25 protein-coding genes and 8 tRNA genes are annotated in these 25,276 nt (G+C 51.8%); 6 read left to right on the top strand and 27 right to left on the bottom strand.

Going from position 1 to position 25,276, the window contains the following annotated elements:
• Positions 1 to 3: 3 nt before the first annotated feature.
• The 5 genes from AC1VOR_RS14155 to AC1VOR_RS14135 all read left to right on the top strand — a co-directional run bounded on the left by AC1VOR_RS14155 (position 4) and on the right by AC1VOR_RS14135 (position 4,491).
• On the top strand, positions 4 to 747 hold the full coding sequence (locus AC1VOR_RS14155; protein WP_482618598.1) for an ABC transporter permease: 744 nt from the start codon (positions 4 to 6) through the stop codon (positions 745 to 747).
• Positions 748 to 977: 230 nt separating this feature from the next.
• On the top strand, positions 978 to 1,892 hold the full coding sequence (locus tag AC1VOR_RS14150) for an ABC transporter ATP-binding protein (protein WP_482618597.1): 915 nt from the start codon (positions 978 to 980) through the stop codon (positions 1,890 to 1,892).
• Between the two features lie 5 nt (positions 1,893 to 1,897).
• Positions 1,898 to 2,635, top strand: a complete 738-nt coding sequence (locus AC1VOR_RS14145; RefSeq protein ID WP_482618892.1) for an ABC transporter permease — start codon at positions 1,898 to 1,900, stop codon at positions 2,633 to 2,635.
• Positions 2,636 to 2,641: 6 nt separating this feature from the next.
• Positions 2,642 to 3,892, top strand: a complete 1,251-nt coding sequence (locus AC1VOR_RS14140) for a sensor histidine kinase (protein ID WP_482618596.1) — start codon at positions 2,642 to 2,644, stop codon at positions 3,890 to 3,892.
• Positions 3,889 to 4,491 carry a response regulator transcription factor gene (locus tag AC1VOR_RS14135; RefSeq protein WP_482618595.1) on the top strand — a complete coding sequence of 201 codons (603 nt, stop codon included), beginning with the start codon at positions 3,889 to 3,891 and terminating at the stop codon, positions 4,489 to 4,491. The genes AC1VOR_RS14140 and AC1VOR_RS14135 overlap by 4 nt, the downstream gene beginning before the upstream one ends.
• Before the next feature lie 74 nt (positions 4,492 to 4,565).
• On the opposite strand, the gene trxB is transcribed toward AC1VOR_RS14135, so the two are convergent.
• Together trxB and AC1VOR_RS14125 are read right to left on the bottom strand one after the other, a co-directional pair.
• Complete coding sequence (trxB, locus tag AC1VOR_RS14130) at positions 4,566 to 5,525, bottom strand: thioredoxin-disulfide reductase (protein ID WP_482618594.1); 960 nt, start codon at positions 5,523 to 5,525, stop codon at positions 4,566 to 4,568.
• A gap of 93 nt (positions 5,526 to 5,618) precedes the next feature.
• Positions 5,619 to 7,355 (bottom strand): tetratricopeptide repeat protein, encoded by a 1,737-nt coding sequence (locus AC1VOR_RS14125; RefSeq protein WP_482618593.1) that lies wholly within the window; start codon positions 7,353 to 7,355, stop codon positions 5,619 to 5,621.
• A gap of 324 nt (positions 7,356 to 7,679) precedes the next feature.
• On the opposite strand from AC1VOR_RS14125, the gene AC1VOR_RS14120 reads away from it, so the two are divergent.
• On the top strand, positions 7,680 to 8,084 hold the full coding sequence (locus tag AC1VOR_RS14120) for an iron chaperone (RefSeq protein ID WP_482618592.1): 405 nt from the start codon (positions 7,680 to 7,682) through the stop codon (positions 8,082 to 8,084).
• 87 nt (positions 8,085 to 8,171) lie between these two features.
• Here the strand turns inward: AC1VOR_RS14120 and AC1VOR_RS14115 are convergent, their stop codons facing one another.
• The 25 genes from AC1VOR_RS14115 to AC1VOR_RS13995 all read right to left on the bottom strand — a co-directional run bounded on the left by AC1VOR_RS14115 (position 8,172) and on the right by AC1VOR_RS13995 (position 25,225).
• Entirely contained in the window at positions 8,172 to 9,107 is a 936-nt protein-coding gene (locus AC1VOR_RS14115) for a ribose-phosphate diphosphokinase (protein WP_482618890.1), read from the bottom strand.
• Positions 9,108 to 9,245: 138 nt separating this feature from the next.
• Positions 9,246 to 10,073: a histidinol-phosphatase HisJ gene (gene hisJ / locus AC1VOR_RS14110; protein WP_482618591.1), complete on the bottom strand. Its 828-nt coding sequence runs from the start codon at positions 10,071 to 10,073 to the stop codon at positions 9,246 to 9,248.
• 15 nt (positions 10,074 to 10,088) lie between these two features.
• Positions 10,089 to 10,796: a bifunctional phosphoribosyl-AMP cyclohydrolase/phosphoribosyl-ATP diphosphatase HisIE gene (gene hisIE, locus AC1VOR_RS14105; protein WP_482618590.1), complete on the bottom strand. Its 708-nt coding sequence runs from the start codon at positions 10,794 to 10,796 to the stop codon at positions 10,089 to 10,091.
• Positions 10,793 to 11,551 (bottom strand): imidazole glycerol phosphate synthase subunit HisF, encoded by a 759-nt coding sequence (hisF, locus tag AC1VOR_RS14100; RefSeq protein ID WP_482618589.1) that lies wholly within the window; start codon positions 11,549 to 11,551, stop codon positions 10,793 to 10,795. Before hisF ends, hisIE begins: the two co-directional genes overlap by 4 nt.
• 109 nt (positions 11,552 to 11,660) lie before the next feature.
• On the bottom strand, positions 11,661 to 12,401 hold the full coding sequence (gene hisA, locus AC1VOR_RS14095) for a 1-(5-phosphoribosyl)-5-[(5-phosphoribosylamino)methylideneamino]imidazole-4-carboxamide isomerase (RefSeq protein ID WP_482618588.1): 741 nt from the start codon (positions 12,399 to 12,401) through the stop codon (positions 11,661 to 11,663).
• Positions 12,402 to 12,568: 167 nt separating this feature from the next.
• Positions 12,569 to 13,195, bottom strand: coding sequence for an imidazole glycerol phosphate synthase subunit HisH (gene hisH / locus AC1VOR_RS14090; protein ID WP_482618587.1), 627 nt, complete (start codon positions 13,193 to 13,195; stop codon positions 12,569 to 12,571).
• A gap of 3 nt (positions 13,196 to 13,198) precedes the next feature.
• Complete coding sequence (gene hisB / locus AC1VOR_RS14085; RefSeq protein WP_482618586.1) at positions 13,199 to 13,810, bottom strand: imidazoleglycerol-phosphate dehydratase HisB; 612 nt, start codon at positions 13,808 to 13,810, stop codon at positions 13,199 to 13,201.
• A complete protein-coding gene (hisD, locus tag AC1VOR_RS14080) occupies positions 13,807 to 15,108 on the bottom strand; it encodes a histidinol dehydrogenase (protein ID WP_482618585.1) in 1,302 nt (433 codons plus the stop codon). Before hisD ends, hisB begins: the two co-directional genes overlap by 4 nt.
• Positions 15,105 to 15,755, bottom strand: coding sequence for an ATP phosphoribosyltransferase (hisG, locus tag AC1VOR_RS14075; RefSeq protein ID WP_482618584.1), 651 nt, complete (start codon positions 15,753 to 15,755; stop codon positions 15,105 to 15,107). Before hisG ends, hisD begins: the two co-directional genes overlap by 4 nt.
• A gap of 42 nt (positions 15,756 to 15,797) precedes the next feature.
• Positions 15,798 to 17,000, bottom strand: coding sequence for an ATP phosphoribosyltransferase regulatory subunit (locus tag AC1VOR_RS14070; protein WP_482618583.1), 1,203 nt, complete (start codon positions 16,998 to 17,000; stop codon positions 15,798 to 15,800).
• 133 nt (positions 17,001 to 17,133) lie between these two features.
• Positions 17,134 to 18,348 carry an acyltransferase gene (locus tag AC1VOR_RS14065; RefSeq protein ID WP_482618582.1) on the bottom strand — a complete coding sequence of 405 codons (1,215 nt, stop codon included), beginning with the start codon at positions 18,346 to 18,348 and terminating at the stop codon, positions 17,134 to 17,136.
• A 154-nt stretch (positions 18,349 to 18,502) separates the two neighbouring features.
• Positions 18,503 to 19,000: an acyltransferase gene (locus tag AC1VOR_RS14060; RefSeq protein WP_482618581.1), complete on the bottom strand. Its 498-nt coding sequence runs from the start codon at positions 18,998 to 19,000 to the stop codon at positions 18,503 to 18,505.
• Positions 18,997 to 19,650: a pyrophosphatase PpaX gene (ppaX, locus tag AC1VOR_RS14055; protein ID WP_482618580.1), complete on the bottom strand. Its 654-nt coding sequence runs from the start codon at positions 19,648 to 19,650 to the stop codon at positions 18,997 to 18,999. The genes AC1VOR_RS14060 and ppaX overlap by 4 nt, the downstream gene beginning before the upstream one ends.
• 7 nt (positions 19,651 to 19,657) lie before the next feature.
• Entirely contained in the window at positions 19,658 to 20,695 is a 1,038-nt protein-coding gene (gene lgt / locus AC1VOR_RS14050) for a prolipoprotein diacylglyceryl transferase (RefSeq protein ID WP_482618579.1), read from the bottom strand.
• 11 nt (positions 20,696 to 20,706) lie between these two features.
• Positions 20,707 to 21,651 carry an HPr(Ser) kinase/phosphatase gene (hprK, locus tag AC1VOR_RS14045; RefSeq protein WP_482618578.1) on the bottom strand — a complete coding sequence of 315 codons (945 nt, stop codon included), beginning with the start codon at positions 21,649 to 21,651 and terminating at the stop codon, positions 20,707 to 20,709.
• A 254-nt stretch (positions 21,652 to 21,905) separates the two neighbouring features.
• The gene (locus AC1VOR_RS14040) at positions 21,906 to 23,027 is read right to left on the bottom strand and encodes an ABC transporter ATP-binding protein (protein ID WP_482618577.1); all 1,122 of its coding nucleotides are present in this window, start codon (positions 23,025 to 23,027) and stop codon (positions 21,906 to 21,908) included.
• Positions 23,028 to 23,148: 121 nt separating this feature from the next.
• Positions 23,149 to 24,240, bottom strand: a complete 1,092-nt coding sequence (locus AC1VOR_RS14035) for a PucR family transcriptional regulator (RefSeq protein ID WP_482618576.1) — start codon at positions 24,238 to 24,240, stop codon at positions 23,149 to 23,151.
• A gap of 145 nt (positions 24,241 to 24,385) precedes the next feature.
• A tRNA-Lys gene (locus AC1VOR_RS14030) sits at positions 24,386 to 24,458 on the bottom strand.
• Positions 24,459 to 24,468: 10 nt separating this feature from the next.
• A tRNA-Tyr gene (locus tag AC1VOR_RS14025) sits at positions 24,469 to 24,554 on the bottom strand.
• Between the two features lie 54 nt (positions 24,555 to 24,608).
• Positions 24,609 to 24,681 (bottom strand) — tRNA-Phe (locus tag AC1VOR_RS14020).
• Positions 24,682 to 24,755: 74 nt separating this feature from the next.
• Positions 24,756 to 24,832 (bottom strand) — tRNA-Asp (locus tag AC1VOR_RS14015).
• A 10-nt stretch (positions 24,833 to 24,842) separates the two neighbouring features.
• A tRNA-Thr gene (locus tag AC1VOR_RS14010) sits at positions 24,843 to 24,918 on the bottom strand.
• Between the two features lie 29 nt (positions 24,919 to 24,947).
• Positions 24,948 to 25,023 (bottom strand) — tRNA-Val (locus tag AC1VOR_RS14005).
• 9 nt (positions 25,024 to 25,032) lie between these two features.
• Positions 25,033 to 25,109, bottom strand: a tRNA-Met gene (locus tag AC1VOR_RS14000).
• Positions 25,110 to 25,133: 24 nt separating this feature from the next.
• A tRNA-Ser gene (locus AC1VOR_RS13995) sits at positions 25,134 to 25,225 on the bottom strand.
• Positions 25,226 to 25,276 lie beyond the last annotated feature (51 nt).

Here is a 25,276-nt window from a genome sequence, read left to right as displayed (position 1 = left end):
CCTATGAAGACATTCCTTCATGTACTAGCCGCAGAACGCTTGAAAATGGCCCGCTCCCGCCTTTGGATCGTGCTGCTGGCCAGTCCCACCCTAGCCGCACTCATCGGCGTTCTTGCCGATTTGTCAAAAACGCCGGACAGTGCAGCCTGGATGACCTTGCTTACAGCCATGGCCATGCTGCACGGATTGCTCTTTCTGCCCATTATGGCTGGCTTGTTCCCTTCATTTATCTGCCGGTATGAGCATACAGGCGGCGGCTGGAAGCAGCTCCTGGTGCTGCCCATCTCGCGGAGTGCGGTCTATTTCGCCAAATTGCTCATCGTATTCTCTCTGCTCGCCTTATCGCAACTGCTATTCCTTGCCGCCTTGCTGATTGTCGGGCTGGTTCAGCAAATCAATGCTCCGATTCCTTGGGGCATGATTGCCACGAGTCTGCTGGGAGGACTGATCGCCTGCCTCCCGCTGGTGACCTTGCAGCTTGGCATCTCACTGATGTGGTCCAGCTTCGCGGCTCCGCTCTCCGTTAACGTATCGCTGACGATACCCAATCTGCTAATCGTCAACTCTGCCCAGATTGGGCCGTTCTACCCGTGGGCCCAGCCCCTGCTGGCGATGATGCCACGCTGGGGAGAGGGCGGTTATGTGGCCGCCAACCTTCCCTATGAAAGTCTTGCCATTACCGTCATCGGCAGCTTTATTGTCTTCTTGTCCGCTGGCTTGCTTTATTTCCGCCGCAAGGCTGTATAACGCAGCCGTCAATAGGGCTATTCATAATGAATAATGACGATCAGCAACAGAGGTCTGCGCACCCACGCAGGCCTCTGTTTTTAATGTCGCTCCTTTTTTCATGACAGTTGTCACCTTCATCTCATGACACTCCATACTAACCCGCTGCCTCCCTCCCCTATATGATTAAGTCAAGCAATTCAACACAGCAAACCGCATTCCTATCCCTTAGACATATGGAGGAACATAGCATGGAACCCATTATTGAAATGAACGGAGTCAGCAAAAGTTTCAAGGATAAAAAAGCCGTCAACCAGCTTAGCTTCCAGATCCCCCAAGGCAGCATCACCGCCATTCTGGGACCTAACGGAGCTGGCAAGACGACAGCAATCTCTATGCTCTTGGGGCTGCTAGAACCCACGGAGGGAAGGGTCAAGTTGTTTGGTCAAGCGCCAAAAGAGCGGGCCGTCCGCGAGAAGACCGGCGCTATGCTTCAGGACATTAGCGTACTGGACCGACTGAAGGTGCGGGAGGTACTGGAACTGGTGCGCAGCTATTACCCAACCCCCTTGGAGCTTACGGAACTGGGCCGACTTGCCGGACTAGCTCCCGTCGATCTGAACCGTTATGCCGACAAGCTCTCCGGGGGACAGAAGCGTAGTCTGGGCTTCGCCCTGGCGCTGGCCGGTAATCCTGAACTGATCTTCCTGGACGAGCCGACGGTAGGCTTGGACATTAAGGCAAGACGGCAATTTTGGCACAATGTAAGGCAATTATCCAAGCAGGGCAAGACCATTTTGTTCACCACACATTATCTGCAAGAAGCGGACGATATCGCGGATCGTATCCTGTTGTTTAGTCGGGGTAGTCTGATTGCAGACGGTACTCCGGAGGAGATCAAGGCTCGAATCGTCAAACGCTCCATCTCCTTCATAGCAGAAGAGGATGGACCCGCGCTGCGGGCAAAGTTTCTGGAACTCGACCCCGTGATTGATTGTTACGACAGGGGTGGCCGGATACACCTCACAACTAACGACACCGACGAAGCCTTGGCAGCCTTGTTTACAAGCGGTTTACCACGCGTCAAGAATGTACAGATTGAACAAGGACGGCTTGAAGAAGCCTTTGAACAACTGACCAACCCTCAAGAAGCGGAGATGATGTAACGATGATGCGATCCCTGATGATGCTGTGCAAGACCGAAATACTGCGCATTTTCCGCAGTCCCTTCTATGTGATTTGGTCCCTGATGATGCCAATTTTGTTCTATGTAATCTTTACCCGTATCGTGAATACTGGAAGCGATAACCCGGGGGAATGGCAGGCGCATTATCTCATGTCTATGACCGCGTTCAGTGTCATGGGATCATCGATTATGACCATGGGCATCTGGCTGGTGCAGGAGCGCACCCAAGGCTGGTCGACGTATATGCGTATGACCCCGCTTCCGGAAATGATTTATTTCGGGGGTAAAGTATTGGGACAAATGATGATGAACGTCTTCTCTGTCATCTGCATCTTCCTTGCCGGGTATCTGATTAACGGGGTATCCCTCGCTCCGCTAACTTGGGTATACAGTGGGCTGTGGATTTTGGTCGGTTCTCTGCCCTTCCTGGCGCTGGGGACACTCGTGGGCAATATGAAGCGTGCTGAGACGGCCAGCGGGGTCAGCAATGCCCTCTATTTATCTCTGGCTGTCATAGGCGGCATGTGGATGCCGATGGATATTCTGCCCCGCCTGATGCAAGCGATCGGCAGATGGCTTCCTTCTTATCCGTTCGGTAGCGGAGCCTGGGCCATCATTCGGGGCCAAGCCCCGGAATGGAGTAATGTACTGATTTTATTGGGCTATCTGATTCTGTTTATGATACTATCCACTTATATTCGAAAAAAACAGGAAGCGGTGTAGTTCATCATGGCGTTAGGCGGCTTTCGATTATTTCCTAAGAAATACGGCTGGTTCCCTTACATCTGGCCCATTTATTTACTGCTGCCTCTCATTAATCTGCGGGGGGAGCATGGGGTCAAGCTATTGCTTGGCATCGGCCTGGTCTTCCTCTTTGCTGTAACCTATCGGCAGCTTTATGTTAGCCGTGGTATTGCCTTTCATAGCTGGCTGGCATTGCAAATGATATTGACCATTCTGCTATGTGCCTTCTATAATCCATACAATTTCTTTATGGGCTTCTTCAGTTCCTACTTCATCGGCTGGTATCTGGAACGGCGCCCATTCATTACAGCGTTGGCCGGATTTGCGATGGCCCAGCTATTATCCATTGCCCTCTCGCTGCATTACCTGCAGAGCAATGATCTGCTGTTCCTGCTGCCCTTCCTGGTCATTATGCTCATCACCCCGAATGGCAGCCGCTCCATGAATCAACGCATGCAACTCGAGAAGGACCTGGGCATCGCTCAGGAACGCATCAAAGAACTGGTCAAGCGGGAAGAGCGCTTGCGGATTGCCCGTGATCTACACGATACGCTTGGTCATACTTTGTCCTTGATTACTTTAAAGAGCCAGTTGGTCGAAAAGCTCATCACCAAAGACCCTGAACGCGCCAAGGGCGAAGCCCGGGAAATTCAACGGACCTCCCGCGCTGCGCTCCGTCAGGTTCGAGAGCTGGTGTCCGATATGCGTGCCGTGACTGTCACTGAAGCAGTGGCCGAGGCGGACGAAATTCTGAGTGCCGCTGATATTCTGTTGCAGGTGCAAGGAAGCACGCAGCTCACGGAGGTCCCGGATTTATCGAAGAACATCATCAGCCTGTGCATCAGGGAAGCCGTAACGAATATAGTCAAGCATAGTAAGGCTAAGCGCTGCACCATTACGATTCAGACGACCCCGGCAGAGGTAAGGCTGACGATTGAAGATGATGGGATTGGTCTAGGCGGTTATGCTAAGGCAGGAGGTTACCCGAAAGACGAGCAAGCCCGATTAGGACAAGCCGACCCTTCCCCCGGCAACGGCTTAAAGGGCATGGCTGAACGCTTGTCACTCATTGATGGAACGTTAAGCGTGACACAGGGTTCAGACTCTGCTCATAGAGAGGGAATCGCTGCAACCGTAGCTGATCCTGGTACGCATTCTATCCGATACGGGACTCGGCTTGTCATTACCATTCCGCTGATTATCAAAGAAACCAACAAAGAAGGTGAGTCTGTATGATTCGCATCCTGATTGCCGAAGATCAACGGTTATTGCGGGGGGCTCTCGCCTCCCTGCTTGATCTCGAAGATGACCTTGAAGTGGTCGGTCAAGCCGGGGATGGGTCAGAAGCTCTTAAGTTAATTAGGGCACTCCAGCCTGATGTCTGCCTGATGGACATTGAAATGCCGCTGCTAACCGGGCTGGATGTCGCCGAGACCTTACAGCAGCAAGGATCGCCCTGCCGTGTAATAATTCTGACTACATTCGCCCGCCCTGGCTATTTCGAGCGGGCCGTCAAGACAGGCGTTCACGGCTACTTGCTCAAGGACGAATCCAGCGACCGGCTGGCCGAAGCCATCCGCCGAGTCATGGACGGCCACCGGGAAGTATCGCCAGAGCTCATCTTCGGTAGCGTTCGCCAGGAGAATCCGCTCACCTCCCGCGAACAGGACATTCTACGGTTGGCAGCCGGGGGAAAGACAGCCGGCGATATCGCGGCTGCCCTGCACCTTTCCCATGGTACGGTTCGCAATTACATCTCGGAGATTCTCAGTAAACTCGCAGTAGGGAGCCGAATTGAGGCGGTACGGTTGGCGGAGGAAAACGGCTGGCTGTAACGTAACAATAACGCCTACAAAAAAGGATGCCTAGCGCACATTCACATGTCGCCAGCATCCTTTTTCATAACTTTCTATGCCTCAGGACCTGCCAGTCCACTCCAATCATGGACCATGCTGCCCTCCAGGAACTTCTCACAATCCATTGCCGCCATACAGCCTGACCCCGCTGCGGTGATGGCCTGCCGATAACGGGTATCCTGCACGTCGCCGCAGGCAAATACCCCCGGTACGTTCGTCTCCGTCGTTCCCGGCTTCACGACGATATAGCCTAACCCGTCCGTCTCGACGGCCCCGTTCAGGAACTTCGTGTTCGGCGTATGCCCGATAGCTACGAATATGCCATCTGCCTCCAGCAATTCCTCCTGGCCGCTCTCGTTATGACGAACCTTCAACCCCTTGACCATCCCCTCGGCCGTAACTACTTCCAGCGGCGCACGGTTCAACGCCCAGGCGATTTTTTCATTGGCCCGTGCCCGTTCCTGCATAATCTTGGATGCCCGCAGTTCTTCGCGTCGATGCACCACCTTCACCTCAGAAGCAAACCGCGTCAAGAAGTTCGCTTCCTCCATCGCAGAATCGCCGCCCCCGATAACCAGCAGCTTCTTGCCACGGAAAAAGAAGCCATCGCAAGTCGCACAGGTACTGACACCCCGGCCTACATTTTCTTGTTCGCCAGGAATTCCTAAATACTTGGCCGAAGCTCCCGTAGAGATGATGACGGATGAGGCCTCCAGCGTCTTGCCCCCTTCCAGCTTCACCTGAAAGGGTTGTCCAGAGAAGTCCACACTCTCCACCCAGCTTGCAACAAATTCAGCGCCAAACCGCTGCGCTTGTTTACGCATATGGTCCATAAGCTCTGGCCCTTGAATGCCCTCCGGGAATCCAGGAAAATTCTCAACCTCCGTTGTTGTGGTGAGTTGTCCTCCCGGCTCCAGCCCCTCAATGACAAGGGGGTTAAGATTCGCTCTCGCCAAATAAATCGCTGCCGTCAGTCCGGCAGGACCGGTACCTATAACCACAGTCTGATGCATCTTCCCTACCTCCTCAGGATAGTCTCTCACAGGTCCTACATGACACTACCTATCAAGTTTTCCCCAAGTTGGAACAGCTTTACCCTCAGCTATCTACTGAACCGATGGAAAAATGGCCTCTATCTTCTCCTTCACCCCGCATACTTCATCGACTCGGCGCACATAACGGCTGGCTGTCGAAGCAGATATATTATATTGCTTAGCTACCTGCTCATAAGTGACATAGCGCCCGTGCATCTTGGCCGTCAAGTATTCCAACGCAGCCGCCCAGCCCTCCGAATGGGTAATAGCAGGCGCCTCGGGATATAACCGGGTAATAAAATCGACCCACAATGTCTCCATATCGTGCTGTTGTTGGAGGTCAAAGCTTCGTTTCATATGCTCTATAGCCAAATCTACCACGGCTTGCCACTCGCTCCGCCACACCGGCAGCTCTGTAGAAGCCCGACTAGGGTCGACCATTCGCGTCGTACTCCCCGAGCGGACAGGTAACGGCTTGCTGACGCCGAGACTGCGCAGCACAAACAAAGCCATCTCTTTCAAATAAGCATCTTCGTCGGGCTCCAGTAAGAAAGCTTGTAACGCTTCCTCAACCTCCTGATCAGCAATCAGGCCCAGTGCCTGAATAACCTGCAACTTGGTGCGAGCATCGCCGTGACGCAACGCCCAGAAGAAGGAAGAGCGAATCAGCGGATTATCCTTCACCTCCGAAGGTAAACCCTCATCTTCCAGCTCCCAACGCTTGAACTGCTCCTCGAAAGGCAACAGGTACTGGTAATTGACCGGCAGCGAATCCACCGGACTTCCCTCTCGCTCGGCAGTAAGGCGATTTAAATAGAAATCAGCCACTCCTGCCTGGGGGTCAAGCCCTCTGGCCTTGCTCCAAAGCTTGCGCGCTTGCCTGGAACGACCTGTATGGTAAGCAGCCACCGCTGCATAATGAAAAAGGCATGCATCCTTGGGAATATTAGGGCTCTTGAGCAAACGGTCGAAGTGGTGAAACGCCTCCTCATGACGGCCCAAAATCCCCATTGTCGTCGCCAGCTTAAATACATGTTCTTCGTGGAATGGAACAATACTAGAGAGCTGATTCGTAAGCTCTTCCAAAGCCTCGCTCTCTCCGGCATGCTGATAGAATATAGCCAGGTTGCACAAGCCATGCAGGTTGCCTCCGTCCTGGGTCAGCACTTCCTCCACGGTATCCAGTGCCTTGCGGAACAGGCCGAGATAATAGTAACCCAAGGCCAGGTTGTTGCGTGCCGCCAGGAAATCAGGCCGCTGCTGCACCAACTGTTCTAGCAAACTCACCGCTTGTGTGAACTTGCCATCCTCTAGCAAGGAACGCGCTTGATCATGCTCATATACCCCTTGCCGGGATTTGATGCCCCGGATTCTAGCCGGCCGATCCAACTCCACTTGCAGCAGATCGATCATCTCTTCGGCTTCGTCCAGGAATTGACCGCTCTCATCCTGCTCCAAATAAGTGACTAGTGCTTCCTCCGCCGCTTCAAACAAATCCAGATTCGCATAGTTATTAGCCATATAGAAATAGCACTCCGTCATCCCCGGGTCTATCTCCTCCAGAACCGTCTTCAGCACAGCATTGGAGCCCTCGTAATCTCCCATTTCGGACAAGATGCCTGCCATATTGCAGTGATTCACCGGATTACCCGGCTCATATTCTACAGCTTTACGAAAATACTTCAATGCCTTGTCATAGCGATAGCGATCCAATGAGAAAACGGCTCTCTCGAAGAAAAATCCCGCATCCATCGAGATCGGCAGCACTTTCCCCCGTTTTTTTCCGGCCGGTCGCTTGTTTCCCTTCAAGCAAGGCACCTCCCCTTTATAGCGTACTTAATCTTCCATCACCCCAAAGTATACCATAGTATAAGCTGTCCTCCCACGAGGAATCCTGTCGGAAAATAGCGGACTTTACGGAAGAGGAAGGAAAATAAATCAGCCCAAGCGAATATAAACAGGACTGTATGGGGGTTTATAGAACTTATACGAGAGGAGAAACTTATTTCCGTTATGACTATTTTATGGGAAAATGTTGTAATTACCGGCATCGTACTCGGATTAGTCACTGCTTTGGTTATATCTTTGTTTAGTCATAATAAGAGGGGAAAATAAGGGGAAGGAGGTACGCCTATGAAAGAAAATACGCCGTCATTGTCCACCATAGAAGATTACATGGCCCTATGGCCGCCACATATTCAGGAGAAATTGCAGGAAATTCGCCTTGCTATTCGCGCGGCTGCTCCCGAAGCTACTGAAAAAATTAGCTATCAAATGCCTACCTTCGCCCTTGCTGGCACCAACCTGGTGCACTTCGCTGCCGATAAGAAGCATATCGGCTTCTACCCCGCCCCTAGTGGTATCGAGAAATTCCAGGACGAATTAACTGGCTACAAGCATGCCAAAGGATCGATACAGTTTCCGATCGAAGAGCCTCTCCCCTTGGACTTAATCCGCCGAATCGTGCGTTTTCGCGCCGAGGAGAATATGGAGAAGGCTCAGGTCAAGCGGAAGGGACAACCGCCAAAGAAGAGTTAATTAAAAAAGGCCAGCCAGACATCTGGCTAGCCTGATCAGTTGAAGGACGCCCTCCAACTGATTTTGAAATATAAGCGCACAGGAGAGTTAAATTCCCCGGTCCTTAAACAAAGCTGCGATTGACCCGCCCTCCATAATGAATTGGGTCGCTCGGGCCAGCATCGGGGCGACAGAGAGCACCTGAATATGAGCGGAATGCAGTTCTGGCTGGGCAATTGAGTCTGTGACCACGACCTGCCGGATGTTCGGATGCTGTAGCTTCTCCAGCGCCTCCCCGGAGAACAGCCCGTGAGTAGCACACACATAAGCATCCGTAGCCCCGCGCTCCTTCAAGCCTTCCACCACATTTACGATGGTCGTTCCGGTATCGATCAAGTCCTCAATAATGATTGGGGTATGCCCGGTAACATCACCAATAACGTGTGTAATGACCGATTCATTGTGAGAGGGCCGCTTCTTAATCATAATCGCAAACGGCGAATCCAGCCCGTTAGCCAGCTTCTCCGCCATAGAGGCTCGTCCGGCATCGGGTGAGACAATGACAGGGTTCGGGATATTTTGCGCCTTCAGGTAATCGGTCATCAAATCCAGCGCTGTTAAATGATCCACTGGAATATTGAAGAAGCCTTGGATTGCCGGGGCATGCAAATCGATCGTCACCACTCGGCTGGCTCCCGCCGTAGTCAGCACATCAGCCAGCATCTTTGCCGAGATCGGCTCCCGAGGTGCGGACTTGCGCTCCTGCCGGGCGTAACCGTAATAAGGCATAATGATGTTCACTGTCCGAGCGGAAGCCCGCTTCGCCGCATCAATCATGACCAACAGCTCGACAAATAATTCATTAATCGGATGTGCTAACGACTGCACCAGAAACACGTCGGAATTACGGATGCTCTCCTCATAGTGGACATAAATCTCGCCGCTCTTGAAGCGCGATAGCTTAACCTTTCCGGGCTCCACGCCTAGGCGTTCACAAATATCAGATACCAGCCTTGGGTTGGACGAACCGGAAAAAATACGCATCTTGGACCCCACCTGTTTCACTCCTCGAATAGATCGAATTATAGTGCGAGCTCAACCTCGTGTAACACATTCTCGTCTTTATCGTACATCCATTTTCAAGCAGCGTCCAGCGCAGTAAGCCCAGAGTTCACTCCGCCCTCAGTCGCAGTCCAGGGCAATCATGGTTCTCCGTCTTCCCTCGAAGGTGGCAACCTCCCTTACGCCTAAGCGGTACAGCAGTGTCCTTGCCGTATCCAGATGCTCTCCCAGCTTCTGAGGATCATGAGCATCTGACCCTAACGTCAGTGGAATCCCCAGTTCAATGGCCCCTTGCAAGATCCGCTGGCTAGGGAACATTTCCGCACAAGGCTTGGACAATCCCGAGGCGTTCAATTCCATAGCAACACCTGCTTTAGCCACCGCGTTCAACGCCGTACGCTCCAGTTCTATCACAGCTTGCTCCGACTCAGCGCCAGGCTTATGCTTGAATCTTTTTATCGCGTCCAAATGACCCATGATATCGTAGAAGCCCGTGGCCGCTGCCTTGGCTACCGCCTCATAGTAGCGACGATAGATCGCGAGTGCGTCCTGCCCCTCCCAATGGTGTACTTGCCGATAATCCGTCACATCCCATTCTCCGAGAAAATGAACGGAACCAATCACATAGTCCCATGGATACATTTGGATCAGCTTGCTAATGTCCTCTTCCCAGCCCTCAACATAGTCACCTTCCAGGCCCACTCTGACATCAATCTGCCCCCGGTATTTCTCCTTCAATGCGAAGGCTTCCTCCACGTAACGTGGCAATTCCTCCATGGGCATCGCCACCTCGGAATAATAGGTCGCCGGGTCCACATGCAAGAGCGGCATATGATCGGATACCCCGATGTGGGACAAGCCGATCGCTATACCTTGCTGAATATATTCCTCCAGCTTGCCAACAGCGTGCCCACACCGTTCATGATGTGTATGATAGTCGATCAACATGAGACAGGCGCCCCCTTAATCCCGGCGCGGCCGTTCATGACGCCGCTCCAGCTCTTGCATAACCTCGTCCAGCGGCAGCTTGCGTTCGCGCAGCAGCACCAGCAGATGGTAAATCAGATCGCTAACCTCGTAACGAAGCTCGTCATTATCCCCATTTTTGGCAGCGATGATCGATTCAGCCGTCTCCTCGCCCACCTTCTTGAGAATCTTGTCGATGCCCTTCTCGAACAAATACGTTGTATACGCACCTTCCGGACGCTCAGCGTCACGCTCGGCGATTAGCTGCTCCAGTTCGGCCAGCACCTTGAACCGCGCCATCGTGCTTCCTTCAGCAGCTTGCAATACAGTATCGTCGGCAACAGCCGCCGTACGGTAGAAGCAGGTACGCTCACCGGTGTGACAGGCAGGCCCCGCCGACTTAGCCTCTACCAATAGTGTATCTCCATCGCAATCGTAGTGCAGCGCCGTAATTCGCTGTGTGTTGCCAGAGGTCGCCCCTTTGTTCCAAAGCTCACTACGTGAACGGCTCCAGAACCAGGTGAATCCGGTCTCTACGGACTTGCGCAGCGATTCCTGGTTCATATAGGCCATCATCAGCACTTCCTTGCTATCTGCATCCTGTACCACAGCCGGAACTAATCCGTCCGCATCCCACTTAATTGCCCCATTCAATTCCTCTACAGACACCAGCAACTGCAACGGTTGTTCACCCGCTACGCTCATCGTATCTCCACCCCTTTGACCTTCAGGTCTTTTTTCAAGTCCGGTATCGCCATCTCTTTATAATGAAAAATCGTCGCCGCCAGCGCCGCATCGGCCCGGCCTTCCGTAAATACCTCGTAGAAATCCTCCATCTTCCCGGCTCCGCCCGAAGCGATCACCGGAATGCCGACAGCCTGGCTAACAGCGCTCGTAAGCGGCAAGTCAAAACCATCCTTGGTGCCATCCGCATCCATGCTGGTGAGCAGAATCTCGCCTGCTCCCCGTTTCTCTACCTCCCGCACCCAATTTAGCGCGCGAATGCCTGTCGGTTTGCGTCCACCGTGGGTGTACACTTCCCATTCTTCCCACTCCGCATTATACTTGGCATCCACCGCCACCACGATACACTGAGCGCCGAAGCGGCGTGACCCATCCGCAATAAGCTCCGGATTTAGCACCGCCGCCGTATTAATCCCAATCTTGTCCGCACCGGCCCGCAGCAGGCGCTTCATATCCTCAACCTGAGAAATCCCGCCACCTACAGTAAAAGGAATAGCGATCTCCCCGGCCGTTTGCTTGACCACTTCCACCATCGTCGCCCGCCCTTCATGCGAGGCAGAGATATCAAGAAATACAAGCTCGTCCGCACCTTCGCGGTCATATAGGGCTGCTAACTCCACCGGGTCCCCCGCGTCGCGCAGATTGACGAAGTTAACCCCTTTAACGACTCGGCCATCCTTCACATCCAGACAGGGAATGATTCGCTTTGCGAGCATCTGGTTCAACTTCCTTTCTATAATCAGTTCAAAACTTTTCCCTTTACCAAAAAACCTCAGCAAGAACCATATTCCCGCACAATGATCCACAACCTGCATAAGTGAGACTTTAGCTCCGGGCTTGGACGGCCTTGATGGCCTCAGCCAGTTGAATATTGCCCGTATACAGTGCTTTGCCCACAATCGCGCCACCGATACCTTGATCAGCATATTCCGCTAACCGCAGCAAATCATCCTGAACCGTAACACCGCCGGAAGCAATGACCGTTTTCCCCGACGCTTTGGCTAGTGAACGGATTGCCTCGACATTAGGCCCCTGCATCATGCCATCCCTGGAAATATCCGTGAAGATAAATGTCTCGGCTCCCTTCGCCGCCAGCTCCTTGGCCAATACCTCCGCCTGTACCTCGGACGTTTCTAGCCAGCCGCGCGTAGCCACCCGTCCATTTCTCGCGTCGATCCCAATAGCTACCTGGTCCCCGTACTCGCCCAACACCGCCTCGGTGAAGGCCCGATCCTCAATGGCTGCCGTACCGATGATCACCCGGCTAACACCAAGCGACAGCAGATGGCGCACATCCTCCACCGTCCGAAGTCCGCCGCCGACTTGTACCGGAACCTGAACACTGCTGGCAATGCGCCCGATCAATTCGTCATTTACCGGATGGCCGGCCTTAGCCCCATCCAAATCTACCAAGTGAATAAACGAACCGCCCTGGGCTTCCCAGGAACGTGCCACCTCTAGCGGATCGGCATTATATACCGTCTCACGGTCATAATCGCCTTGAACCAATCTGACACACTGGCCTCCGCGAATATCGATAGCCGGGTATATGATAAATGATGACATCGTGATTCCCTCCTGTATCTATGCTCTCATAATAGACGTGTACAGCTTGGTTTGCGCGCATGCGGCATGCAGCCCGGGTTCAACCTCACCCTGGACAAGCACATCCCGCCTGCCGCCAACCAAGCTGTCATGAACGTGGCTGCACCGTGCCGCAACGTACGTTAGACTCAGCCTTCTTGTCGTTCCACCGAGGCCAGGAAGTTGCGCAGCAACGCCATTCCCAGCGCTCCACTCTTCTCGGGGTGGAACTGCATGCCCAGCACGTTGGCACGGCCCACAATGGCCGTAACCGGGTGGCCGTAGTCTGTCACGGCCAGCAAATCCTCCGGCTGCTCTGGCAGCACATGGAAGGAGTGGACGAAGTACACATGTCCTTCCTCCAGGCCCTGGAGCAGCGGGCTCTCCGGCTGGCGAAACTCCAGCCGGTTCCAGCCCATATGCGGCACCTTGTACCCTTCGGTGCCGGCAAACCGGACCGCCTTGCCCGGCAGCAGGCCCAGCCCCTCGTTGCGCCCATACTCTTCGCTCTCCGCGAAGAGTAGCTGCATCCCGAGGCAGATGCCGAGCAGCGGCGTGCCGCTGGCGGCCACCGACCGCACCACGCGGTCCAGCCCGGTGGCTCGCAGATGCTCCATCGCATCGCCAAAGGCCCCAACGCCCGGCAGAATCACGCCGTCCGCCGCAAGAATCTGGGCTTCGTCTCCCGTGACGAAGCCCTCATAGCCAAGGCGCTCCACGGCTTTGCCTACGCTGTGCAGGTTACCCATGCCATAATCGACGATGGCGATTTTCATGGGCTATAGCACTCCCTTCGTCGACGGCACCCCGCTGACGCGCGGATCGATGGTCGTTGCCTCATCCAGCGCCCGTCCGAGGGCCTTGAAGACCGCTTCGATCATGTGATGCGTATTCTGTCCGTAATGCACAATCACATGCAGCGTAATCCGCGCCTCAAGTGCCAGCTTCCATAGGAACTCCTGCACGAGTTGCACATCGAAGCTGCCTACGCGGTCCGATGGATACTCTGCCCGATACTCAAAGTGAGGTCTGTTGCTGATATCGATCACCACTTGGGCCAAGGCCTCATCCATAGGAATAAACACACTGGCATACCGCTTGATTCCCTTCTTGTCACCCAGCGCTTCCCGGATTACTTGTCCCAGACAAATCCCGATATCCTCTACCGTGTGATGGTCATCAATCTCAATATCTCCCCGCGCTTCCACCGCCAGGTTGAATTGTCCGTGCTTGGTGAACAAATCCAGCATATGATTTAGGAAAGGCACGTCCGTCTCCAACTTAGCCTCGCCAGCCCCATCCACAGCAAAGCTAAGTTTGATATCCGTCTCATGGGTAGTCCGGCTAACACTGGATTCCCTTACGATTACCTTTTCATTATTTGTTGTCATTGTAATCCCCCTGCCTTTCCTTCTTGACGCAGCCGTACTTCAATGGCGCGAGCGTGGCCCTCCAGCCCTTCCCGCCGGGCCAGCTCCATAATGGTAGCCCCGTTCTCCAGCAACGCTTCCTTACTATAATAAATCACACTGGACTTTTTGATAAAATCATCAACATCCACCGGCGATGAGAATCTAGCCGTACCATTGGTTGGAATGATGTGATTTGGACCGGCAAAATAGTCGCCCACCGGTTCAGAGCTGTAGGGCCCCAGGAAGATTGCCCCGGCATTCTCGACCAACCCCAGATACTCCATGGGATTGTCCACGATCAGTTCAAAATGCTCTGGCGCCAGCTTATTGATCACATCGATACCCGCCTCAATCGAATCGACCAGCAGGATAGCGCCATACTGTTCTATTGACGCGCCTGCAATCTCCTTGCGCGGCAATTCGGCCAACTGGCGCTCCACCTCGGCCTGACAAGCCTTGGCGAACGTCTCGGACGGGGTCACGAGAATTGCCGAAGCCATCTCGTCATGCTCCGCCTGCGACAGCAAATCCGCCGCCACATAGGCGGCATCGGCTGTATCGTCGGCCAGGACGGCGATCTCACTCGGTCCGGCGATACTGTCGATATCGACGACGCCGTACACCTCGCGCTTGGCTAGCGCGACGTAAATGTTGCCCGGTCCGCAGATTTTATCGACCGGGGCAATCGTGTCGGTGCCGTAAGCGAGTGCCGCCACCGCTTGCGCCCCGCCGACCCGGTAGATCTCATGTACGCCCGCCTCGGCGGCGGCTACGAGAATATACGGGTCGATCCCTTCCTTGCCGCCCGTAGCTGGCGGCGTCACCATCACAATCTCTGGTACGCCCGCTACCTGTGCGGGGATGACATTCATCAGAACGGAGGATGGATAGGCCGCTTTACCGCCGGGAACATAGACACCAACCCGCTTCAGCGGGCGGATGATCTGGCCGAGCAGACTGCCATCAGCTTGCAGGTCCATCCAGGAGTTGCGCTTCTGCCGGGCATGGAATTGCCGGATATGATCGGCCGCCGCCCGAATAGCCGTGACAAAGGAAGCTTCAACCTTGGCGTAAGCCGCTTCCAGTTCGTCCGGCATGACGCGTAGCTGCGAGGCCTCCAGCGCTACCTTGTCAAACTGCTTCGTATAACGAAGGAGTGCCGCATCTCCTTCCTGCTTGACTGCCTTTACAATGGCTTTTACCGTCTCATTTTGCTCCGGCGAGCCGTATTCCACTTCCCGCCGCAAATCAAACTCCTCTGCCGATACCAGCTTCATCCCGCGTTCCCCCTGTCCTGATCCCGCTGAATCACTTTGCTTAGGGCATCACATACCGCCTGGATCTCTGCATTCTTCATCCGGTAGCTTACCCGATTCGCAATTAAGCGGCTGGTAATTTCAAAGAGCTGTTCCCGCTCAACCAGTCCATTCTCTTTTAACGTTTGCCCGGTTTCTACCATATCGACAATCCGATCCGCAAGACCAATCAGGGGTGCCAGCTCGATGGAACCGTTCAGCTTGATCACTTCCACCTGCTGTCCTTGCTCACGGAAGAATCTTGAAGCCACATTTGGATACTTGGTCGCCACCCGCTGCTGAATACCCGGCTTCCAATCCGGCAGTGCAATGACAGACATCCGGCAACGGGCTATTCCGAGATCAAGCAACTCATATACATCCCGTTCCTCTTCCATTAATACATCCTTGCCCACAATCCCGATGTCAGCTACCCCGTATTCAACATAGGTCGGTACGTCCACCGGCTTGGCCAGAATGAACTCCATACCGATTTCTGGCAGTGGAATAACCAGCTTGCGCGAATCATCCACATCCCCTGGAATGAGAATACCCGCTTCGCGAAACAAGACCGATGCTTTTTTATAAATACGCCCTTTGGGCATGGCTACTTTTATGATCTGGCCCAATAGATGGTCCTCCTTTCAGACTGAGAGACTGGACCTCCTGCTCTAGAAGCTCACAAAGGTCAGAATGTCTCCATACAAGGGTCCCAGCGGTCCCGGCCGCCGTTCCCCGCTTTGTCCTGACGACAGCAAATCCGCTGGCCTTGCAGCATGTCGCATCAAGACACTTTTTCCTTCCTGGCGAAGCCGCTCGGCTTCTGCAAAAGCACGTTTCCGATTCACCACATCATATTGCAGCACCACAGGCAGCTCCGCTTCACTGTCCAGGCCGTGCACGCCGTCAAGAATCCGGTTTGTCTTCAGGGAAAATCCCGTGGCCGGAGCAGGTCTTCCGAATTGTTGCAGCAGATTATCGTACCGCCCACCGCTACATACCGGGAAGCCCAGTTCGGATGCATACCCCTCGAAGGTCATGCCCGTATAATAGGAGAAGTCGCCAATCATCGTCAAATCAATCATCACATGCTCAGCTACCCCGAAGTCCTCCAGCGCATCCCATACCTGACTCAAATGCTTAACCGATGCTTGGGCGAGCGGGTCAGCGCTCAACTCCAGAGCTTGACCACACACTTCCTTGCCTCCACGCAGCCGGAGAATTCCTTCTAGCTCCTCATGCTGTTGTTGGGATAAGGACAGCTCAGCCAGCATCTCCCGATACCCGACGTAATCACGATGGAGCAGTCCTTCCTTCAGCGCCTGGCGAATGTCGTCACGTCCGGGTACCGCTTCAGCCAGCAAGCCGTTAAGGAACCCGACATGGCCTACAGCGATCTTGAAGGACTTGACGCCCGCCGCCTGCAACGAAGCGACAGCCAAGGCGATGACCTCAGCATCCGCATCAGCGGAATCATCTCCCACCAGTTCAACCCCGGTTTGAAAAAATTCCGCTTCCTTGCCCGCTTCCTCCTCTATGGCCCGGAACACATTCGCGTGATAGGATAATCGCAGTGGAAGCGGCTCTTCCTTCAATAAGGAGGAAACCACACGGGCAATGGGTGCCGTCATATCCGAGCGTAGCACCATGGTCGTCCCCCGGTTGTTCAGTAGCTTGAATAATTTCTGATCCGAGGTGGAACTCGCCACCCCAACGGTATCGTAATATTCCATCGTTGGCGTCATAATTTGCCGGTAACCCCACCCAGCCATGCAATCCAGCACACGACGCTCAATGGCACGTAGCTTATCGACGGCAAACGGCAAATAGTCGCGAACGCCTGCCGGTTTTTCAAATACTTTTGGTTTCGACAAGTAATTCACCCCTAGGTTATCTCTAAATTAATTTATCGCATTAAAGCGCTAATTGTCTAACAAACTAAAGATTATGACATATCTTATCACACTTGCTTTCAGACCGTCAACGCCCGAGATAGCGTTCCCTCTGTTAACTATGGGTGTCTACGGAAGGGGTGGACTGGCCCTCCTGATTCCCGCCACTTCTGCGCCGTAATGAGGCTGGAATATTCCCCAGGAACCAGGAAGCAAAGGGCAGCCAGCGGAAGCTAAGCTGTACGAAAACCCAAGAACCCAAGAACGCCAGCAAGGAGCCCCCTATAATGTACAATAAATACCCCGCCGATTCACTAGGTAGTCCCTGCTTGTTGAAGAACCACCGGTAGACCAACAGGACGAACGGATGAAACAAATAAATGCCAAAGGACAACTCTCCTAGCCTGGTAAGCCATACAACCAACGTGTCCGAACCTTTTTGATAAATATAAAAAGCCAGTTGCAGCAAAACAAGTGCTGACAGCATGCAATGGATATTCCATAATAATTCAAACCATACCGAGCCTGGCACCCCTATCCCCTTCCGATATATCAGCCAGAGTTGAACATGGGCAAAAGCCACAAATAGCCAAGCGATCCATAATACCGTAGAACCAACTCGCTGCCGCTTTGACATCTCACTCCATTTTGCAGTAAGACAGCTTTTAATCATCGGGAAATAAATAGCCACTACCGCACCCAGCATGTAGTAAGCCATGTACGTTAGAGCAATGCTCGCCTTATTTGGCAGTTGCAGGCTGTATCGATTCCAGAAGAAGAACCCCCACTGCAAAGCAAGCCCTACAGGGAAAATAAAGCTTAACAGCCACCTGTTTTGACGAAAAGACTGGAATAACCATAAGAAGAGGGGAAATAGCACATAAAATTGGATGCTGATAAAGATGAAATAAAGATGAGTATAGGCCGTTCCTGTAAGCAGAGCCGTACCCAGCGATTTTAAATCAGCGAGCGTGGGGTTTTGGAGAAAACCGTGATAGAGGATCGCAATCAGAAAAAAATAACAGCAAGAGACCAGCACATAAGGCAAAATGATATACGTCAAGCGTTTCTTATAGAATCTGCTCACCAGCTTGCGACTTATCGGCCGATCATAATAATTGTAGAACAACACAAAGCTGCTCAAGAATATGAAGCCCGGCGTACCGATCTTGAAGAAAATGTTCATCCAGTTATACGCATAATAAAAAGGCGAGTCGAGCGCCTGTTCCGCAGCAGCGAACGAAGAAGCATGAACCTGAATGACACTGAAAATGGCCAGCGCCCGAAAAATCTCCAGTTGCGGTAACCGCTCCTTGACTACTTTGTTCACATCATCAACTCCTAGGCATAATTAAGAAGAAACGCATAATTATGTATGGGACGTCTACCTTAAATTATATTCACTCCCCGAGGGTTGTCTATGCAAAATAAAGGAGCTTATGCAAAAAGCTGCCCCATGTCGTGTTGACATAAGACAGCTTATCCTATTCGTTCTCCAGATTTCGGCGTTCCAATGACCGCAACGGGTTCCCGCCGACAAAAGCGCCTGCCTCTACATCCTTATGTACCACCGATCCAGCAGCCACTACGGCATGGTCCCCAATCGTCACACCTGGCAAAATGGTGCAATTGGCTCCGATCATAACCTCATTACCAATGTTCACTTCACCCAGCCGATACTCCTTGATCAGATATTCGTGAGCCAAAATCGTTGTGTTGTACCCAATAACCGAATTTCGACCAATCGTGATCAACTCGGGAAAAAAGACATCCAGCATCACCATAAGACCAAAGGCCGTATGCTCCCCAACCTTTACGCCCAGAATACGGCGATAAATCGCATTCTTCACCGAAAGAATAGGACAATATCGGGCGATCTGAATGAATATGAAGTTGCGGACGCCCTTCCACGGGCTAACTGTCCGGTATAATTGCCATAACGCATTAGGGCCTTCTACCGGATAGCGCCTTACCTTCCTCACGGCTTCACCGGCTCTCCTTCGAGAATGGCATACAGCTCGGTCATATCCTGGATAATATAATCGGGATTGTACTTGCGAAGCTCCGCCTCACCCTTTAGAGACCAGGCTACGCCCGCAGCTTGCACCCCTGCTGCTTTGGCGCATAGAAGATCTGCCGCACTGTCCCCAACCATCAACGTTCTGGCAGGATCAGCCTGTAGTGCATTTAAGGCAGTCAAAATCGGCTCCGGATGCGGTTTGGGATGGCTGACATCATCCACCGTAACAATGGTCTTCATATATCCAAGAAAACCAAATCGTTCAAGCGCCAGCATGGTCGTTTCCCTAATTTTTGTGGTGACGATTCCCATCGTGACACCACGCCGATGAAGCTCCGCCAGCACTTCCTTCACATGAGGGAATTCGGCAATCAGTTCATCGTGCCGTTCCCGGTTATATGTTCGGTAGTCGGCGACTAATGAGGCCACGTCCTCCCGTCCGGAGAAGGTCCGCAACTGGTGCTCCAACGTGGTGCCCATATGCGGAATGATTTGCTCCCGCGTGTAAGGTCCGAGTCCATGCTTGTCGATGACTTGCAAGAATGTAGCAATAATCAGCTCATTAGTGTTGATAATAGTACCATCCAAATCAAATAACACCGTGTCGATCATGTCGTCGTTACTCCTTCTTATCTTCCTCTTCCAGGTTGTCTACTGTAACCTTTGCATCTACATCCGTGTCTTGCACTGGTGTAGCTTCTCCAGCTTCTGAAGTAGCAGGCAACACGCTAGCAGGAGTTGCCTTTGTACATACAATCGGGTCGCTATAATACGGCAGATCTGTTACCGTACGGCGACGAATGATAATGAACGCAATCGCAGCAACGATTAAGCCGATAGCTACCAATTGCGATATCCGGACATTGCCGTAAGATGGAGCCAGGTAACCCTGCTTGAAGCCAAACCAGGTCATTGGAGACCACAAGCCATCTACGAAGGAGGCCAGCCAGGAAGCTCCTTGGAAGGCCAAGCTATCTGTCCGCAATGCTTCAATATAGAACCGTCCGATGGAATACCAAATGAAATAGGAAGCAAAGAGCTCGCCAGCACGCAAGAATTTTTGTCTGCGCAGCAAGAATAACAAGGCCAAGCCCGCCAGGTTCCACAACGATTCGTATAAGAACGTCGGATGATGGAAGGTCCCTTGCACATTCATTTGATTCACGATGAATGACGGAAGGTGTAGACTGTCTCGCAGGAAGGATTCGGATATAGGACCCCCATACGCTTCCTGATTCACGAAGTTCCCCCAGCGCCCGACCATTTGACCTGCAATCAGGGATGGTGCACAAATATCGGCAATTCGCCAGAAGTTATAACCCCGGCGCTTAAAGAAAATAACCGCACAAATAATGGCTCCGATGAGAGCACCATAGATCGCGATCCCACCATTCCAAATTTTAAAAACATCCCAGAAATTATTTTTGTATTCGTCCCACATAAAAGCCACGTAGTAAATACGTGCGCCAATAATGGCTGAAGGTACACCCAGCAACAGCAAGTCCATAAACAGCTCCTGGGGAACCTGGAATCGCTTGCCCTCCCAAACAGCCAACAGAAGTCCGAATAAAGCCGCACTTCCCAGAATCAAACCATACCAATGCACGTTTATACTCCCGATAGAAAAAGCAATCGGGTCTAATAGCAAGGTGCTCATTATTCACGCTCCTAATCCAAATCGTCGATATCTTCTGCAATCGTCTCCGTCAGCTTGGTGGTAAATTGCAAGGCTGCGTTATACCCCATGCGTTTCAGACGGAAATTCATGGCCGCCACTTCAATAATAACCGCTAGGTTCCGTCCTGGACGTACCGGAATCGTTGCTAATGGCACGTCAGTATCAATGATCCGTGTCGTCTCTTCATCCAGCCCTAACCGGTCATATTGCTTCTCTTGCTGCCATGCCTCTAACCTCACCACCAACGAAATTCGCTTATTGTTACGAATCGCTCCCGCACCAAATAAGGTCATTACGTTAATAATACCGACCCCGCGGATTTCCAACAGATGCCGAATGAGCTCCGGTGCTGTACCATGTAATTGATTATCGGAGGTCTGACGAATTTCTACCGCATCGTCTGCAACAAGACGGTGTCCACGTTTGACCAGTTCTAATGCGGTTTCACTTTTCCCGATGCCACTGCTGCCGGTAATTAGCATACCTACACCATATACATCCACCAGAACACCATGGATCGTCGCCGTAGGAGCAAGCTTCCGTTCAAGGAAGCTAGTGATTCGGCTTGATAAGATCGTCGTCGCCATGCTGCTGCGTAACACAGGAATCTGCTTCTCTGCACTGATAGTCACCAGTTCATCTGGGACCTCCCAGGAACGTGTCAGAATGATACAAGGCGTTTCCTCACTGCTACACAAGCGCTCCATACGGTCTTTGCGCTCTTGGGGCGGCAACATTTCAAAGAAAGCCATTTCGGTTTTCCCTAAAATCTGAACGCGCTCTGGCGGATGATATTCAAAGTAACCCGCCATCTCCAGACCAGGGCGGTATAAATCATCCACCGTAATCGGCCGTTTCAATCCTTGCTCTCCGGAAATCACTTCAAGCCCGAACTGATTGACCAATTCCGATACCTTTACTTTTTTAGTAGCCATCTGTTCTTCCTTCCCACCGCCACTCTCCGGAACCTAGAACGTCCGATTGTGTCTACGGTTGCAAATATAAGCTGCCCTAAGGCATAAATTCATCCTGTTTCTGGATTGTTCAATGTATTCATCGTAATGGAAAATGCCTCGTAAATCAATCATCGCCGCCTGAATGCCGTGGTTGTCAGCTAATTCAGCTATATTTTAGTTCCATATAAGCAAAAAAACCGCCCTGAAGGGCGGTTTTCGTAAGTTTCAGAAAATTAATTGTAGAATACGTTGCGTTCTGTTTCCTTGTCGAAGATATGAATTTTGTTCATATCGATCGCCAATTTAACATTGTCGCCTTCGCGTGTATTGGAACGTCCATCTACACGTGCGATCAGGCCGTCGCCACCTGCACCGTTCAGGTACAATTGCATTTCGTGACCCAGGTTTTCTGTCAGGTACACGTTAGCTGCAAATGTAGTTTGCGGGGAAGCTTCCAGGAATACAGGCTCTTCATGAATGTCCTCAGGACGAACACCCATAATTACTTCTTTACCAATGTAGCCTTTATCTTTCAGTACTGCTGCCTTACCTTGAGGCACAACAACATCCAGGTTAGTAGCTTTCAGGCGAACAGTGCCTGCTTCTTCTGCCAAAGTACCATGAATGAAGTTCATCGTAGGGGAACCGATAAAGCCTGCTACGAAAATGTTACTTGGTTGATTGTACAGTTCTTCCGGAGAAGCAGCTTGTTGAATGATACCGTCATGCATAACCACGATACGGTCACCCATCGTCATAGCTTCGATTTGGTCATGTGTTACGTAGATGCAAGTAGTTTCCAGACGTTTTACCAATTTCGTGATTTCGGCGCGCATTTGACCACGCAGCTTAGCATCCAAGTTAGAAAGAGGTTCATCCATCAGGAAGACTTGAGGATCACGGACAATAGCACGGCCCAAGGCTACCCGTTGACGTTGACCACCGGAAAGTGCTTTAGGTTTACGATCCAGCAAATGCTCGATGTCCAAAATTCTTGCAGCTTCGCGAACACGTTGGTCGATTTCTTCTTTCTTTACTTTACGAAGTTTCAAACCAAACGCCATGTTTTGATACACATTCATATGTGGATACAAAGCGTAGGATTGGAATACCATCGCGATGTCGCGGTCTTTCGGAGCAACGTCATTCACGACACGGTCGCCAATGTACAATTTACCTTCTGTAATTTCTTCCAGACCAGCGATCATACGGAGCGTTGTTGATTTACCGCAACCGGACGGACCTACCAGTACCAAAAATTCTTTATCAGCAATATCGAGGTTAATGTCAGCAACAGTTGCTTTATCCGCACCCGGATATTTTTTAAAAATGTGTTCTAAGCGTACGCCTGCCATTTGTTATTCCTCCCAAGTCGTTAAATTAGTTGTGTTTATGTTTCATGTAATCGGATACATTCTATATTTATATATTAAACGATAGGGCAAAACCCATCCATACACAAACTGCACAAAAAAATTACGACCTTTTCGTCACTTTGTACAATAATAGCTCCAGCTTGACCAATACGGCATCTGCAAAGGTTCGGACATCCAGTCCCGTCTCCTGCTTGAACTTGTCGAATCGGTATAACAAAGTATTTCGGTGAATATAGAGCCGCTTGGCCGTTTCGCTCACATTGCAATCCAGAGAGAAGAAGGTCTCCAGGGTAGTGAAGGTCTCTTCTTCCTGCAGAAGGCCGCTGTGATCTCCGCTCTCTGCAATAAATTTTTGTCGCTCAGCCTCAGGTATGCTAGCAATTAACCGCTCCAGCTTTAATTCCCATGGCAGATGAATCTGATTAGTTACATTAAACATCCGACCCAAGGCCAAGGTTTGCCGTAATGTCAAGGTAGCAGTTGTTAATTCATTAGCGGTAATCAATACATCTCCCACCGACAAATGCAAACCACCGACCCATTCGTTGGTAATCAGCTCATACAACCCTTCGCAAAGCGCGCTCAGCATGTCCCTTTCCTTCTCGGCAGCCTCTTCGCTTTCTTCTCTTAGACTCGTGAAGAGTTCTTCTCCAAGCAGTATCAGCCAATCCTCTTTGAGTGGAATGAGTATGATCGCACCACCAAAATAACTCTTAAGCAGTTTACTCAGTTGGGTAAACGATATGGCTTGGCCTTGGTGCTCCCAACTCAGCAAAAAAGGTAGCAACCTCCCTCGAAGCTTGGATTTGATTGGCATGTTCTCCGGGATCTGCTGTTCCAGTTCCCCTTGCTCCAATCTCTCTTGCAGCCATTGCCCTAACTGTAAACTTCGCGCTTCTTCATCACGCTTCAAGCCCGATGGAGAGACAGGAGGGTGCACCGAAGACAAGAGCATTTGAATCAGCTTGGCTTCAGCTTCGGTAATCGTCTCTGCTCCCGCTTCAAAGGCAAGCACGGAAGATGATTGATACTTCAATAGCCAGACCCAGCGTTGATTCTGATGGAACGGCCCAAACTCATTTCCCCCGGATCGCCGTACCAGCTCGTTCCATGCCTCAAGCTCCCAGTTCGATTCCGTCAAGGACGTATCCACGATGTTCTCCACTTGCTGCTTCAGCAATTTGATATCCATGAGCTGACTTTCCCTCGATCCTTTGTAGTGTTAAATATTTTTATTTTATCATACCCTTTACCGGAAGCGTAAATCTTGCCATTACTGCCGGAGTCGTCAAAATACAAAAAAAGCCGTTAACCGTAAAGTTAACGACTTCTAGAGATGAGCCATGAAGGACTCGAACCTTCGACACCCTGATTAAAAGTCAGGTGCTCTACCAACTGAGCTAATGGCTCATAAAAAAACTGGTGGAGGCTGATGGATTCGAACCACCGAACTCGTCAGAGAACAGATTTACAGTCTGCTGCGTTTGGCCACTTCGCTAAGCCTCCATAATACCTATGTTGCCCGAGCAAATCATAAATGATCCTGGGATAACATAGAAGTGGCTCGGGACGGAATCGAACCGCCGACACGAGGATTTTCAGTCCTCTGCTCTACCGACTGAGCTACCGAGCCATATGCAATTTGGTCAAAAAAATAAAGTGGTGAAGTTGTCCACTTTCCCACTTTGTGGTGAAAATAAACTTAAATGGCGGAGCCGACGGGATTCGAACCCGCGGTCTCCTGCGTGACAGGCAGGCATGTTAGGCCTCTACACCACGGCTCCGCAAAAAAAATGGTGCCGGCGAGAGGACTTGAACCCCCAACCTACTGATTACAAGTCAGTTGCTCTACCAGTTGAGCTACACCGGCACGGTGTAAATAGAAGAAAGATTTATAGATGGTGGAGGCTGAGGGGCTCGAACCCCCGACCCTCTGCTTGTAAGGCAGATGCTCTCCCAGCTGAGCTAAGCCTCCAGGATAATATGGTAGCGGCGGAGGGGATCGAACCCCCGACCTCACGGGTATGAACCGTACGCTCTAGCCAGCTGAGCTACACCGCCATATTAAGTTACAGCTTGTACAAATGGCGGAGAGAGAGGGATTCGAACCCTCGCACCGCTTACGCAGTCTAACCCCTTAGCAGAGGGTCCCCTTATAGCCACTTGGGTATCTCTCCAAGCCATAAATTCAAGGTGTTAATCCTTGAAAACTAGATACGAAACGAATT

The organism is Paenibacillus sp. 1SOY10 (assembly GCF_056836745.1).
The sequence above is the reverse complement of the archived record's forward strand: the minus strand, read 5'-3'. Positions and strand labels throughout refer to the sequence as shown.